At 67.0% G+C, this 12800-nt stretch carries 21 protein-coding genes; all 21 read left to right on the top strand.

The window, feature by feature from the left end; all coding sequences use genetic code 11:
• The 21 genes from KIP79_RS32550 to truA all read left to right on the top strand — a co-directional run bounded on the left by KIP79_RS32550 (position 1) and on the right by truA (position 12799).
• The gene (locus KIP79_RS32550; RefSeq protein WP_030451489.1) at positions 1-186 is read left to right on the top strand and encodes a type Z 30S ribosomal protein S14; all 186 of its coding nucleotides are present in this window, start codon (positions 1-3) and stop codon (positions 184-186) included.
• A gap of 102 nt (positions 187-288) precedes the next feature.
• On the top strand, positions 289-687 hold the full coding sequence (gene rpsH / locus KIP79_RS32545) for a 30S ribosomal protein S8 (protein WP_214108790.1): 399 nt from the start codon (positions 289-291) through the stop codon (positions 685-687).
• An 18-nt stretch (positions 688-705) separates the two neighbouring features.
• On the top strand, positions 706-1248 hold the full coding sequence (rplF, locus tag KIP79_RS32540; protein WP_214108789.1) for a 50S ribosomal protein L6: 543 nt from the start codon (positions 706-708) through the stop codon (positions 1246-1248).
• The gene (gene rplR / locus KIP79_RS32535) at positions 1248-1625 is read left to right on the top strand and encodes a 50S ribosomal protein L18 (protein ID WP_214108788.1); all 378 of its coding nucleotides are present in this window, start codon (positions 1248-1250) and stop codon (positions 1623-1625) included. Before rplF ends, rplR begins: the two co-directional genes overlap by 1 nt.
• A 40-nt stretch (positions 1626-1665) precedes the next feature.
• Entirely contained in the window at positions 1666-2298 is a 633-nt protein-coding gene (gene rpsE, locus KIP79_RS32530) for a 30S ribosomal protein S5 (protein ID WP_214108787.1), read from the top strand.
• Between the two features lie 4 nt (positions 2299-2302).
• Positions 2303-2485 carry a 50S ribosomal protein L30 gene (gene rpmD, locus KIP79_RS32525; protein ID WP_030451484.1) on the top strand — a complete coding sequence of 61 codons (183 nt, stop codon included), beginning with the start codon at positions 2303-2305 and terminating at the stop codon, positions 2483-2485.
• Between the two features lie 2 nt (positions 2486-2487).
• A complete protein-coding gene (gene rplO, locus KIP79_RS32520) occupies positions 2488-2943 on the top strand; it encodes a 50S ribosomal protein L15 (RefSeq protein WP_214108786.1) in 456 nt (151 codons plus the stop codon).
• Positions 2944-3135: 192 nt separating this feature from the next.
• Entirely contained in the window at positions 3136-4449 is a 1314-nt protein-coding gene (gene secY / locus KIP79_RS32515) for a preprotein translocase subunit SecY (RefSeq protein WP_214108785.1), read from the top strand.
• Positions 4449-5102 carry an adenylate kinase gene (locus KIP79_RS32510; RefSeq protein WP_214108784.1) on the top strand — a complete coding sequence of 218 codons (654 nt, stop codon included), beginning with the start codon at positions 4449-4451 and terminating at the stop codon, positions 5100-5102. Before secY ends, KIP79_RS32510 begins: the two co-directional genes overlap by 1 nt.
• Positions 5103-5229: 127 nt before the next feature.
• Positions 5230-6042, top strand: coding sequence for a type I methionyl aminopeptidase (gene map, locus KIP79_RS32505; protein ID WP_214108783.1), 813 nt, complete (start codon positions 5230-5232; stop codon positions 6040-6042).
• A 36-nt stretch (positions 6043-6078) separates the two neighbouring features.
• Positions 6079-6525 (top strand): DUF1707 SHOCT-like domain-containing protein, encoded by a 447-nt coding sequence (locus tag KIP79_RS32500; RefSeq protein WP_214108782.1) that lies wholly within the window; start codon positions 6079-6081, stop codon positions 6523-6525.
• 125 nt (positions 6526-6650) lie between these two features.
• The gene (locus KIP79_RS32495) at positions 6651-7112 is read left to right on the top strand and encodes a hypothetical protein (RefSeq protein ID WP_214108781.1); all 462 of its coding nucleotides are present in this window, start codon (positions 6651-6653) and stop codon (positions 7110-7112) included.
• Between the two features lie 403 nt (positions 7113-7515).
• Positions 7516-7764 (top strand): hypothetical protein, encoded by a 249-nt coding sequence (locus tag KIP79_RS32490; protein WP_214108780.1) that lies wholly within the window; start codon positions 7516-7518, stop codon positions 7762-7764.
• A 325-nt stretch (positions 7765-8089) separates the two neighbouring features.
• Positions 8090-8311 (top strand): translation initiation factor IF-1, encoded by a 222-nt coding sequence (gene infA / locus KIP79_RS32485; RefSeq protein ID WP_030451477.1) that lies wholly within the window; start codon positions 8090-8092, stop codon positions 8309-8311.
• Between the two features lie 42 nt (positions 8312-8353).
• Positions 8354-8467, top strand: coding sequence for a 50S ribosomal protein L36 (gene rpmJ / locus KIP79_RS32480; RefSeq protein ID WP_003956441.1), 114 nt, complete (start codon positions 8354-8356; stop codon positions 8465-8467).
• Positions 8468-8679: 212 nt separating this feature from the next.
• Entirely contained in the window at positions 8680-9060 is a 381-nt protein-coding gene (gene rpsM / locus KIP79_RS32475) for a 30S ribosomal protein S13 (protein WP_214108779.1), read from the top strand.
• A 34-nt stretch (positions 9061-9094) separates the two neighbouring features.
• Positions 9095-9499, top strand: a complete 405-nt coding sequence (gene rpsK, locus KIP79_RS32470) for a 30S ribosomal protein S11 (RefSeq protein ID WP_020542285.1) — start codon at positions 9095-9097, stop codon at positions 9497-9499.
• A gap of 16 nt (positions 9500-9515) precedes the next feature.
• On the top strand, positions 9516-10142 hold the full coding sequence (rpsD, locus tag KIP79_RS32465) for a 30S ribosomal protein S4 (RefSeq protein WP_214108778.1): 627 nt from the start codon (positions 9516-9518) through the stop codon (positions 10140-10142).
• 106 nt (positions 10143-10248) lie between these two features.
• On the top strand, positions 10249-11265 hold the full coding sequence (locus KIP79_RS32460; protein ID WP_214108777.1) for a DNA-directed RNA polymerase subunit alpha: 1017 nt from the start codon (positions 10249-10251) through the stop codon (positions 11263-11265).
• Between the two features lie 87 nt (positions 11266-11352).
• Positions 11353-11877, top strand: coding sequence for a 50S ribosomal protein L17 (gene rplQ, locus KIP79_RS32455; protein WP_214108776.1), 525 nt, complete (start codon positions 11353-11355; stop codon positions 11875-11877).
• A gap of 88 nt (positions 11878-11965) precedes the next feature.
• A complete protein-coding gene (truA, locus tag KIP79_RS32450) occupies positions 11966-12799 on the top strand; it encodes a tRNA pseudouridine(38-40) synthase TruA (protein WP_214108775.1) in 834 nt (277 codons plus the stop codon).
• Position 12800: the final 1 nt, after the last annotated feature.

Genomic DNA, 12800 nt, shown 5'->3' with positions numbered 1-12800 from the left:
ATGGCGAAGACGTCGCTGAAGGTCAAGGCAGCGCGCAAGCAGAAGTTCGAGGTCCGCGCGTACACTCGGTGTTCGCGCTGCGGCCGGCCGCGCGCGGTCTACCGGAAGTTCGGCCTGTGCCGGGTGTGCTTCCGTGAGATGGCGCACCGGGGCGAGCTGCCGGGCATCACGAAGTCCAGCTGGTAAGAGCCGGACACCGAGAGTCATATTCACCGGGGCGTTCCCTTCGAACGCCCACGACCACACCGTAGGTCCCCAGGGAAACCGCGGTGAGGAAGGGCACCGGCCATGACGATGACCGACCCGATCGCAGACATGCTGACGCGTCTGCGTAACGCGAACTCGGCGTACCACGACACCGTGAGCATGCCGTATTCGAAGATCAAGGCGCACATCGCCGAGATCCTCCAGCAGGAGGGTTACATCCAGTCCTGGAGCGTCGAGGACGCCAAGGTCGGCAAGAACCTCGTGGTGGAGCTGAAGTTCGGGCCCACCCGGGAGCGCTCGCTCGCGGGCATCCGCCGGGTCTCCAAGCCCGGTCTGCGGGTCTACGCACGGAAGGACAACCTGCCGAAGGTGCTGGGCGGGCTGGGTGTCGCGATCATCTCGACCTCCAACGGCCTGATGACCGACAAGCAGGCCGGCAAGCGTGGAGTGGGCGGGGAAGTCCTCGCCTACGTCTGGTAAGAGGGGAGGAACCACAGCATGTCGCGTATCGGACGGCTGCCCATCCCCGTACCCAGCGGTGTCGAGGTCGCCATTGACGGCCGGGACGTCCAGGTCAAGGGCCCGAAGGGCACGCTTTCGCACACGCTCGCGGAGCCGATCGAGGTTTCCCGCGGCGAGGACGGCACCATCGCCGTCACCCGTCCCAACGACGAGAACAAGGTTCGTGCGCTGCACGGCCTGTCGCGGACGCTGATCGCCAACATGGTGAACGGCGTCACCCAGGGCTACACCAAGACCCTGGAGATCGTCGGGGTCGGTTACCGCGTCCAGGCCAAGGGCCCGACGCAGCTGGAGTTCGCGCTGGGCTTCAGCCACCCGGTGATCGTCGACGCCCCCGAGGGCATCACCTTCCGCGTCGAGCGGCCGACCCTGTTCCACGTGGACGGCATCGACAAGCAGAAGGTCGGCGAGGTCGCCGCCAACATCCGGAAGTTGCGCAAGCCGGACCCGTACAAGGGCAAGGGCGTGCGCTACCAGGGCGAAGTTATCCGCCGCAAGGTCGGAAAGGCTGGTAAGTAATGGCCGCGAAGTACGGCAAGCACAGCGCCGCTCGCGCCATCTCGCGAGCCCGTCGCCACCGTCGCGTGCGCAAGAAGGTGGTCGGCACGGTCGAGCGTCCGCGCCTGGTCGTGAACCGCTCCACCAAGCACATGTTCGTCCAGATCGTGGACGACACCGCCGGGCACACGCTGGTGAGCGCCTCCACCCTGGACTCCGCGCTGCGCGGTGGCGAGGGGGACAAGACCGAGAAGGCCAAGCAGGTCGGCGCACTTGTCGCTCAGCGGGCCAAGGCCGCCGGGATCTCCGCCGTGGTCTTCGACCGCGGTGGCAACCGCTACGCGGGCCGCCTCGCGGCCCTGGCCGACAGCGCCCGTGAAGGCGGGTTGGAGTTCTGATGACGACCCGTCTTATGAGCAACGAGAAGAGGAACCACTGATGGCTGGAGCTCCGCGTCGCGGTGCCGGCGGCGGTGGCGAGCGGCGGGAACGTCGTGACGATCGCCGCGGCGGCGCCCAGGAGAAGGGCGTCTCTTACATCGAGCGCGTAGTGAAGATCAACCGAGTGGCCAAGGTCGTCAAGGGCGGTCGCCGGTTCAGCTTCACCGCGCTGGTCATCGTCGGCGACGGCAACGGCCTCGTCGGCGTCGGGTACGGCAAGGCCAAGGAGGTGCCCGCGGCGATCGCCAAGGGCGTCGAGGAGGCCAAGAAGCACTTCTTCAAGGTGCCGCGCATCCAGGGCACCATCCCGCACACCGTGCAGGGCGAGGACGCCGCCGGCGTCGTGCTGCTGCGCCCGGCTTCGCCCGGTACCGGTGTCATCGCGGGTGGCCCGGTGCGCGCGGTTCTGGAGTGCGCCGGCATTCATGACGTGCTGTCCAAGTCGCTCGGCTCGGACAACCCGATCAACATCGTGCACGCCACCGTGGCGGCCCTGAAGGGCCTCTCCAGGCCCGAGGAGATCGCTGCCCGCCGTGGCCTGCCGATCGAGGACGTCGCCCCCAAGGCGATGCTCAAGGCGCGCGCCGAGGGCCTCGCCGAGGCCGCCGCGGCGGCGAAGGCGGTGAGCTAGTCCGATGGCTCGACTGAAGATCACCCAGACCCGGTCGAAGATCGGTGGCAAGCAGAACCAGCGGGACTCGCTGCGCTCGCTGGGCCTGAAGCGCATCGGCGATGTGGTCGTCAAGGAGGACCGTCCCGAGATTCGCGGGATGGTCGCCGTGGTGACCCACCTCGTCGAGGTTGAAGAGGTCGACTAGTCATGAGTGAAAACACCCCGCTCAAGCCGCACGACCTGCGTCCGGCCCCGGGCGCCCACAAGGCCAAGGTCCGCAAGGGTCGCGGCGAGGGCTCCAAGGGCAAGACCGCCGGTCGCGGCACCAAGGGCACCAAGTCCAGGACCAACGTCCCGCTCGGCTTCGAAGGTGGCCAGATTCCGCTCCAGCGGCGGCTGCCGAAGCTGAAAGGTTTCAGCAACGCGCTGTTCAAGACCACCTACCAGGTGGTCAACCTGGAGCGGCTCGGCGAGCTGTTCCCGGCGGGCGGCGAGGTCACCGTGGACGGGCTGGTCGAGGCCGGCGCCGTCCGTAAGAACCAGCCGGTCAAGGTGCTGGGAACGGGCGAGCTCTCGGTGGCGTTGAACGTGCAGGCGCATGCCTTCTCCACCAGCGCCAAGGAGAAGATCGTCGCGGCCGGTGGCTCCGTTTCGGAGCTCTAGCCGTAAGCATCACGAGGCGCGGGGGCTCGGAATGAGTCTCCGCGCCCGTAGTGCGTTAGAGTTCGCTGGACGGCGGGCCCCGTTCGCTGCCCGTCTGTGCTATACGTGCAATTCCGTGTAAAAGACTTGTTGATGGACTGGCCCCCGGCCCATCGCTGACCGTACCGCGTCTCAGGGCGCGCAGGAGGGACCGTGCTATCCGCTCTCACCCGGGCATTCCGGACTCCGGACCTGCGCAAGAAGTTGCTCTTCACCTTGGGCATCATCGCGTTGTTCCGGCTTGGCTCGGTGCTTCCGACCCCCGGTGTCAATGCTGAGAACGTCGCCAAGGCCCTTGAGCAGGCGCAGGCAGGCGAACTAGGCAACATCTATGGCATGGTGCAGCTGTTCAGTGGCGGTGCGCTGCTGAAACTTTCGGTGTTCGCCCTCGGCATCATGCCGTACATCACGGCGAGCATCATTCTGCAGCTGCTGACCGTCGTGATCCCCCGGCTTGAGGCCCTCAAGAAGGAGGGCCAGGCCGGCACCGCGAAGATCACGCAGTACACCCGTTACCTCACCGTCGGGCTGGCGGTGCTCCAGTCGACGGCGTTCGTCGCGCTGGCCCGGTCCGGGCAGCTCTTCCAGAACAGCGCCGACCTGCCGGTGCTGCTCAACGACGACGTCTTCACCGTGGTCACCATGGTCATCACGATGACCGCGGGCACCGCCGTCATCATGTGGCTGGGTGAGCTGATCACCGACCGCGGCGTCGGCAACGGTATGTCCATCCTGATCTTCACCCAGATCATCGCGGTCTTCCCGTCCGAACTCATGAACATCTACCGGGCCAAGGGTCCGTTCACGTTCGTGGTCGTGATGATCGTCGGCATCTTCATGGTCGCCGCGGTGGTCTTCGTGGAGCAGGCCCAGCGCCGTATCCCCGTGCAGTACGCCAAGCGCATGGTGGGTCGGCGGATGTACGGCGGCACCTCGACCTACATCCCGTTGAAGGTCAACCAGGCCGGCATCATCCCGGTCATCTTCGCCTCTTCGCTGCTCTACCTGCCCCAGCTGGTGGTGACGCTGTTCGCCAACAGCACCGAGCCGAACGTGGTGGTGGAGTGGATCGCGCAGCACCTGGCCACGGGTGACACGCCGGTCTACATGATCACGTTCTTCGCTCTGATCGTCTTCTTCACCTACTTCTACGTGTCCATTACCTTCAACCCCGTTGAAGTGGCTGACAACATGAAGAAGTACGGTGGGTTCATCCCGGGCATCCGTCCGGGACGGCCGACCGCCGAATACCTGAACTACGTGCTCACGCGTCTGACCGCGCCGGGCTCGTTGTACTTGGGCGCCATCTCGATGATTCCGATCTTCGCGCTGGCGCTGGCGGGGGCCAGCCAGAACTTCCCGTTCGGAGGGACGAGCATTCTGATCATGGTGGGTGTGGGCCTGGACACGGTCAAGCAGATTGAGAGCCAGCTCCAGCAGCGCAACTACGAGGGCTTCCTGAGATAGTGCGTGTCGTCCTGGTCGGGCCCCCCGGAGCGGGCAAGGGGACGCAGGCCCAGTTCATCGCATCGCATCTGTCGATCCCGAAAATCTCGACAGGTGACATCTTCCGCGCCAACGTCTCGGGCGGCACGGAGCTCGGAAAGCTGGCCAAGGAGTACATGGACCGCGGGGACCTGGTCCCCGACGAGGTGACGATCGCGATGGTGCGTGACCGCCTCGCGGACAGCGACGCGCAGGAGGGTTTCCTGCTCGACGGCTTCCCGCGGAACGTGGCCCAGGCCGAGGTGTTGAAGAAGATGCTCGCCGACTTCGGCACTGGGCTCGACCTGGTGCTGGAGTTGGTGGTCGACGACGACGAGGTGGTCCGGCGACTGGCCGGCCGCCGGACCTGCCGGTCCTGCGGCAAGGTCTGGCACGTGGACTTCGACCCGCCGAAGGTGGACGGGATCTGCGACGCCTGCGGCGGCGAGCTGTTCCAGCGGGACGACGACCGGGAGGAGACCATCCGGCACCGGCTGGAGGTCTATCAGGAGCAGACCTCACCCCTGATCTCCTTCTACGCCGACGAGGGCATCCTCCGTGGAGTGGACGCGACTGGGCCGGTCGAAGAGGTCACCCAGCGCGCGATGTCGGAATTAAGACGTTTCGTGGATTAACCTGGTCAGTCGACTGGCCTGGACAACCGTGGGCCACCCCGCTTGGGGTGGCTTTCGGTGTGTTCGGGCTTTTGGCGAGCAGGGCTTCGGTTCATTCGAGCGTGGAACCACCCCAGGGGGTGCCTCAGTGTTCAAGAAGAACAAGCACGGAATCCAGATCAAGACCCCCGAGCAGCTGGACGGCATGCGCGCGGCGGGCCTGGTGGTGGGCCGCACCTTGGAACTGCTCAGGGCCGCGGTGGCGCCGGGCGTGACGCCGCTGGATCTGGACGTGATCGCGGAGAAGGCGATCCGCGACGAGGGGGCCGTGCCGTCGTTCAAGGGGTACCAGGGGTATCCGGCGAGCATCTGCGCCTCGGTCAACTCGGAGGTGGTGCACGGCATCCCGGGGGACGGGCGCAAGCTCCGCGAGGGCGACATCATCTCCATCGACTGCGGGGCCATCCTGGCGGGGTGGCACGGGGATTCGGCGATCACCGTCCCGGTGGGCGAGGTGGGCCCCGAGTTGACCGAACTGATGCGGGTCACCGAGGAGGCCATGTGGCGCGGTATCGCGGCGCTGCGGCCCGGCGCGCACCTGTCCGACATCGGGCACCAGATCGAGAAGTACGCGCGCTCTCAGGGCCGCTACGGCATCCCTCAGGAGTACGGCGGGCACGGCATCGGCACCGAGATGCACATGGACCCCTGGGTGGCCAACCACGGCCGTCCGGGGCGGGGACCCAAGCTGGAGGCCGGCATGTGCCTGGCGGTGGAGCCGATGCTCAACCTGGGCACCGACCGGACCCGGGTGCTGGCCGACGACTGGACCGTGGTGACCATGGACGGCAAGGCGTCGGCGCACTTCGAGCACAGTGTCGCGGTCACTGAGCAGGGGCCGTGGGTTTTGACCGCATTGGATGGCGGGGAGTCCCGGTTGGGTACGGTAAACCGTACATAATGGGATCAAGGTCAGCCATACACAGGGAGAATTGTTATGGCGGCAAGTCCGGAGATGCGAGCTTCTGACGGTGACCGGGAGCGGGTGGCCGCCGCGCTGCGTGAGCACATGGTCGAGGGGCGGCTGGACGTTGACGAGTTCAACGAGCGGCTGGAGCAGGTCTACAAGAGCCGGACGTACGGCGAACTGGCACAGGTGACCAGGGACCTGCCGGAGACCGACCTGCGCAATCTGCCGGCGGCGGCGCCCCAGCCGGTTAAGGATCCGGCCAAGGCGAAGGCGGACCTGCGGGCCAACTGGGCGGTCTGGGCGACCGCCAGCTCGATCAACTGGGTGATCTGGCTGATCGTCAGCACGACCTCCGACGGGGAGGTCTATCCGTGGCCGCTCTGGGTGATGGGGCCGTGGGGCGTGATTCTGCTGGTGACCACGTTGTTCGGGACGTCGGGAGACGCTCGGCGGGAACGCCGCGACCGGCGCTGAATGTGGCGTTGTGCACGCTCGGGGGATTGTGTGTATTCGTCCACAGAACGAAACCTTGATGCTTCCTAACGTGAGCGGTGTCCGGAGATGAGCAGCATCCCGGCAGTGTCTCCCTGGAGGACATCGTGCGAATCGCTCGCAGCATCATGGCTGGTACCGCTCTCGTCGGCGCGCTGACCGCCGGCGCCTTCGTCGCCCCCGCGGCCAACGCCGCTCCCGCCGCCGTGCAGGCGTCGGGTCCGGCCAAGCACTTCTTCGGCAACTTCTACTCCAAGTACCACAAGGGTGAGGACACCGGGTTCGGCGACCGGTCCTACTTCAAGGGGTACTGGATCAAGAAGGACGGCTGGTACTGGTTCTACGGCGACCTGTTCGACCGTGACCACGACAGCGAGTACAGCTACGTCTGGTACCGCTGGCACGACGGCAGCGGGTACCACACCAAGTACTTCGGCCGGACCAAGGGCCACGCGCACTTCGACAAGTTCGCCAAGTTCAAGGCGGGCAAGTTCGACGACCTGGACATCCGGGTGTGCGAGGGCGACAGCAGCACCGAAGACTGTGGGGCTTGGGGGGACGCGTTCTAGTCCGCACCGCGCACCAGCGGGGCCCGTCACGGGCCCCGCTCTTTGTTTTGGGTGGACCGAGTCTTTGCCGTCGGCTCGCGCTCAGGCGGGGCCGAGCCGGGTAGCTGATCTGTGTCGGCCGGACGGGGGAAGGGGCGGGGTGCGCGGAACACTGCTGACCGCTTTCCGGTGTCCGGCCGTCACGGATTCGCGTCTGCTTCTGGCGGGGCTGTTGTTGCCGTGTCTGGGGCTCGTGGGTCCGGTTGCCGGCTCGGGGGCGGGTGGTGCCAGTGCGTCGCCTGTGCGGTCGGCTGATGTGACGATTACGCCGGATCTTGTCAGGGCCGGCGGAACGGTTCGGATCACTACGGGTGGGTGTGACGCGATCTCCACCACCACGGCTACCGCGACCTCGCCCGTCTTCATGGCGTTTTCCACCCTCAGCCGGGAGGGGTCTGTCTGGCGTGGGACCGCTCGGCTGAGTCCGTACGCCGAAAGCGGGCTGAAGGTCGTGCGGGTCTACTGCGCCGGTGGGCCGTTCACGGGGGAGTTCACCGTGGGGGGACCGGGGCCGGTCGGGCGGGCGATGTGGCTGCTGGGGGCGGTGGCCGTGCTGGCCGGGGCGGGTGGGAGCGCGGCGTTGGTGGCCCGGCGGAGGCGGCGGGTGGAATGAGCCACCGTGCCCACCCCTCCGGCAGGTCGGCGGCGCTGGGGTGGGTGGGCGCGGTATCCCTTGCCGGTGGGCGTGCCTTACGGCGGGCGAGGGGTCGGGAGTTGAGGTAGACTCTTTTGAGGTCTGTATAGCCTCGCCAGGTCACGATGGAAATGCGCGATCGTTTCGCGTTCCCCGGCGGGTTGTCGTACACTCCTTTGTCGGTTCACTATGACCTTTTGCGCATAGGCGGCCTTTGCTGGTCGCCGCTCTCTGGAGCGCTGGAAGGTCGCGGCTGCTTAGTGTTCCGAAGCCTCAGACGACCAATCAGTGAAACGCGAGGGACATGGCCAAGAAAGACGGCGCCATCGAGATCGAGGGCACTGTGGTCGAGTCGCTCCCGAACGCTATGTTTCGGGTGCAGCTCGACAACGGCCATAAGGTCCTGGCCCACATCAGCGGCAGGATGCGGATGCACTACATCCGGATCCTCCCCGACGACCGGGTTGTCGTCGAACTGAGCCCCTACGACCTCACTCGTGGGCGGATCGTCTACCGGTACAAGTAGGCCCCCCGGACAGGACGGGCCGTCTGCGGAACGATTAGGACTATGAAGGTCAAGCCGAGCGTCAAGAAGATCTGCGACAAGTGCAAGGTGATTCGCCGGCACGGTCGCGTCATGGTGATCTGCGACAACCTGCGCCACAAGCAGCGTCAGGGCTAGTCGCCGACCGGCCGCAGGAGTCCGCTCGCCAAGGGCGGGCTCGACGCATGTGAGCCGGTAAAAGTAAACGCGCGTCACACCCGCGAAGGCGCCCTCCCCGGAGGGCGAACCACGTGGGCGACCCCCGGTCGGAGGCCGGGGCCCTCACCCCGGGCATGGGGAGGGGTAGTGAGGCGCAGGACCTCCGCCACAACGAAGGAGAATGCCCGACCATGGCTCGCCTGGTTGGCGTCGACCTCCCCCGCGACAAGCGGCTGGAGATCGCTCTTACCTACATTTACGGAATCGGTCGCACCCGCGCCCTGGAGATCCTCGAGGCCACCGGCGTCAGCGGTGACCTGCGCGTGCACCAGCTCAGCGACACCGAGCTCGTGCCCATGCGTGACTACATCGAGGCGAACTACAAGATCGAGGGTGACCTCCGCCGCGAAGTTCAGGCGGACATCCGTCGCAAGATCGAGATCGGCTGTTACCAGGGCATCCGGCACCGCAAGGGCCTGCCTGTCCACGGTCAGCGCACGCAGACCAACGCGCGCACCCGCAAGGGGAAGAAGAAGACCGTGGCCGGCAAGAAGAAGCCCGGCAAGAAGTAAGTCCTAGCAGCCACATTCCAGGAGAAGCGCTTAAATGCCGCCGAAGAGCCGCCAGGGCGCACCGAAGAAGGTGCGCCGCAAGGAGAAGAAGAACGTCGCTCATGGGCACGCCCACATCAAGAGCACGTTCAACAACACGATCGTTTCGATCACCGACCCGAACGGGAACGTGATCTCCTGGGCCAGCGCCGGGCACGTCGGGTTCAAGGGCTCCCGCAAGTCCACCCCGTTCGCCGCGCAGATGGCCGCCGAGAACGCCGCCCGCCGGGCCATGGAGCACGGCATGCGCAAGGTCGACGTCTTCGTGAAGGGCCCCGGCTCCGGCCGGGAGACCGCGATCCGCTCGCTGCAGGCGACCGGGCTCGAGGTCGGCTCCATCCAGGACGTGACCCCGGTTCCGCACAACGGTTGCCGTCCGCCGAAGCGCCGCCGCGTCTGACCAGGAGATAGAGAAAATGGCTCGTTACACGGGTGCGGACTGCAAGCTCTGCCGTCGGGAGAAGACCAAGCTCTTCCTCAAGGGCAAGAAGTGCGAGTCCGCGAAGTGCCCCATCGAGATTCGCCCGTACCCGCCGGGTGAGCACGGCCGCGGCCGTCCCAAGGAGTCGGAGTTCCAGCTCCAGCTGCGCGAGAAGCAGAAGACCCGCCGTATCTACGGCGTGCTGGAGAAGCAGTTCCGCAACTACTACGAGGAAGCCAACCGCAAGTCCGGCAAGACCGGTGAGAACCTGCTCCAGATCCTGGAGAGCCGGTTGGACAACGTGGTTTACCGCGCCGGGTTCGCCGAGTCCCGGGACGCCGCCCGCCAGCAGGTCCGGCACGGGCACGTGCTGGTGAACGGCAAGAAGGTGGACATTCCCTCGTACCGCGTGCGCGAGCACGACATCGTCGAGGTCCGCGAGAAGTCGCGCAACCTGCTGCCGTACGAGGTCGCTCGGGCCACCGCCGGGGACAAGACCGTCCCGGCCTGGCTGGGCGTCTCCGCGGAGGCCATGCGGATCCTCGTGCACCAGCTCCCGGTCCGCCAGCAGATCGACACGCTGGTCCAGGAGCAGCTCATCGTCGAGCTCTACTCCAAGTAAGTAGCGCTCGGACTGCCGCACGGCCCAGCTTTACCGGGTCGTGCGGCATCATGGTTAAACGAGCGGCGTCAAATAGCGGGCGTCGCCGTGAAGGAGGAGAACACGCATGCTCATCGCACAGCGTCCCAGCCTCGTCGAGGAGTCCCTCGAAGAGCACCGCTCCAAGTTCGTCATCGAGCCCCTGGAGCCGGGCTTCGGCTACACCATCGGCAACTCGCTGCGGCGCACGCTGCTGTCGTCCATTCCGGGCGCGGCCGTCACGAGCATCCGCATCGAGGGTGTGCTCCACGAGTTCTCGACCGTTCCCGGGGTCAAGGAGGATGTCACCGACATCATCCTGAACCTGAAGGCCCTGGTCGTCTCGTCCGAGCACGACGAGCCGGTGGTCATGTACCTGCGCAAGCAGGGCCCCGGTGAGGTCACCGCCGCCGACATCGCGCCTCCGGCCGGTGTCGAGGTGCACAACCCCGACCTGCACATCGCCACCCTCAACGGGAAGGCGAAGCTGGAGATGGAGCTGACCGTCGAGCGCGGTCGCGGCTACGTCTCCGCCGCGCAGAACAAGCAGCCGGGCCAGGAGATCGGGCGTATTCCGATCGACTCGATCTACTCGCCGGTACTCAAGGTCACGTACAAGGTCGAGGCCACCCGAGTCGAGCAGCGCACCGACTTCGACCGCCTCATCCTGGACGTGGAGACCAAGCCGTGCATGAAGCCCCGCGACGCGGTGGCCTCGGCCGGTAAGACCCTGGTCGAGCTCTTCGGCCTGGCTCGCGAGCTCAACGTCGAGGCCGAGGGCATCGACATCGGCCCGTCGCCGACGGACGCGGCGCTCGCCGCCGACCTGGCGCTGCCGATCGAGGAGCTGAACCTGACCGTTCGCTCCTACAACTGCCTCAAGCGTGAGGGCATCCACACCGTGGGTGAGCTCGTCGCGCGGAGCGAGCAGGACCTCCTGGACATCCGGAACTTCGGTGCCAAGTCCATCGAAGAGGTCAAGCAGAAGCTGCACGAGATGGGCCTCGCCCTCAAGGACTCCCCGCCCGGATTCGACCCCACCGCGGTCGCCGGCGGCGGGTACGACGACGAGGACGGCGGCTTCATCGAGACCGAGCAGTACTGAGTTCCAAGTCACTGACGACCGGTTAGCCGGTCGGCCCGACCCCGGTACCTGATACGGCCGGGGCGGGTTATCCAAAGGAGCATCATCATGCCCAAGCCCACCAAGGGCGCCCGCCTCGGCGGTAGCCCCGCGCACGAGCGGCTGATCCTGGCCAACCTGGCCACCCAGCTGTTCCAGCACGGGCGCATCAAGACCACCGAGGCGAAGGCCAAGCGGCTCCGGCCGCTGGCCGAGCGGCTGATCACCAAGGCCAAGAAGGGCGACCTGCACAACCGTCGCCAGGTCATGACGGTCGTCCGGGACAAGAGCGTCATCCACCACCTGTTCACGGAGATCGCCCCGACCTTCGCGGAGCGGCCCGGTGGGTACACCCGGATCACCAAGCTGGAGCCCCGGAAGGGTGACAACGCGCCGATGGCGGTCATCGAGCTGGTGACCGAGGCGCTCAACCCGGTGAAGACCGCCCGGACGGCTCCGGTTGAGACCCCGGCCGAGACCCCGGCTGAGGTCGAGGAGACCAAGGCCGCCCCGGCGGCCGCGGACGACTCGGCCGAGGAGCCCGCCGAGGCCCCCGAGGCTTCGGACGGCGGGGCTGCGAAGGCCGAGTCCTGATCTGATCGAGGCCTGATTCTCAGGCTCCTGGCGGGCCCGGCGTCCCTGGTGGGGTGCCGGGCCCGTTTCGTTTGGGAGGAGGTGGCCGGTGCTCCGGTTGCGGCTGGATCTCGGGTATGACGGTACGGATTTCTCCGGATGGGCCAAGCAGCCTGGGCTGCGGACGGTCCAGGGGGAGATCGAGCAGGCGCTCGGGCGTGTCCTGCGGGTGGATCCTCCGTCGTTGACGGTGGCCGGCCGTACCGACGCGGGGGTGCACGCCCGGGGGCAGGTCGCCCATGTGGACGTGGACCCGGCCGCGCTGGAGACGCTCCGCGCCGATGAGCCGCTCGCTGGGCTGGTCCGGAGGCTTTCCGGGGTTCTGCCATTGGACGTGCGCGTTCGTCGGGTCTCCGTGGCTCCTGACGGCTTTGACGCCCGTTTCTCGGCCCTCTTCCGCCGGTACGGCTACCGCGTCGCGGACACCCTCTGGGGGGTCGACCCGCTGCGCCGCAGGGACGTGTTCTGGCACAACCGCCCGCTCGACGTGGACCTGCTGAACGCCGCCTCCGTCCACCTGCTGGGCGAGCACGACTTCGCCGCCTTCTGCCGGAAGCGCGAGGGCGCCACCACCATCAGGGAACTCCGGCGCCTGGACTGGCAGCGCACGCCGGAGGGCCTGATCGTGGCCACCCTCGTCGCCGACGCCTTCTGCCACTCGATGGTCCGCGCCCTGGTCGGCTCCCTGCTCCCGGTCGGCGAGGGCCGCCGCCCCACCGGCTGGCCCGCCGAGGCCCTGGCCAGGGCCCAGCGCGATTCGGCCATCCACGTGGCCCCGGCCCACGGCCTGACCCTCGAAGAGGTCGCCTATCCGCCGGACGACGAGCTGGCCACGCAGGCGAGCTTGACCCGCCGCGTCCGCACCCTCACCCCGCCCGCCTGAC

Source organism: Acrocarpospora catenulata, assembly GCF_018476525.1.
Taxonomy (GTDB): Bacteria; Actinomycetota; Actinomycetes; order Streptosporangiales; family Streptosporangiaceae; genus Acrocarpospora; species Acrocarpospora catenulata.
The sequence above is the reverse complement of the archived record's forward strand: the minus strand, read 5'-3'. Positions and strand labels throughout refer to the sequence as shown.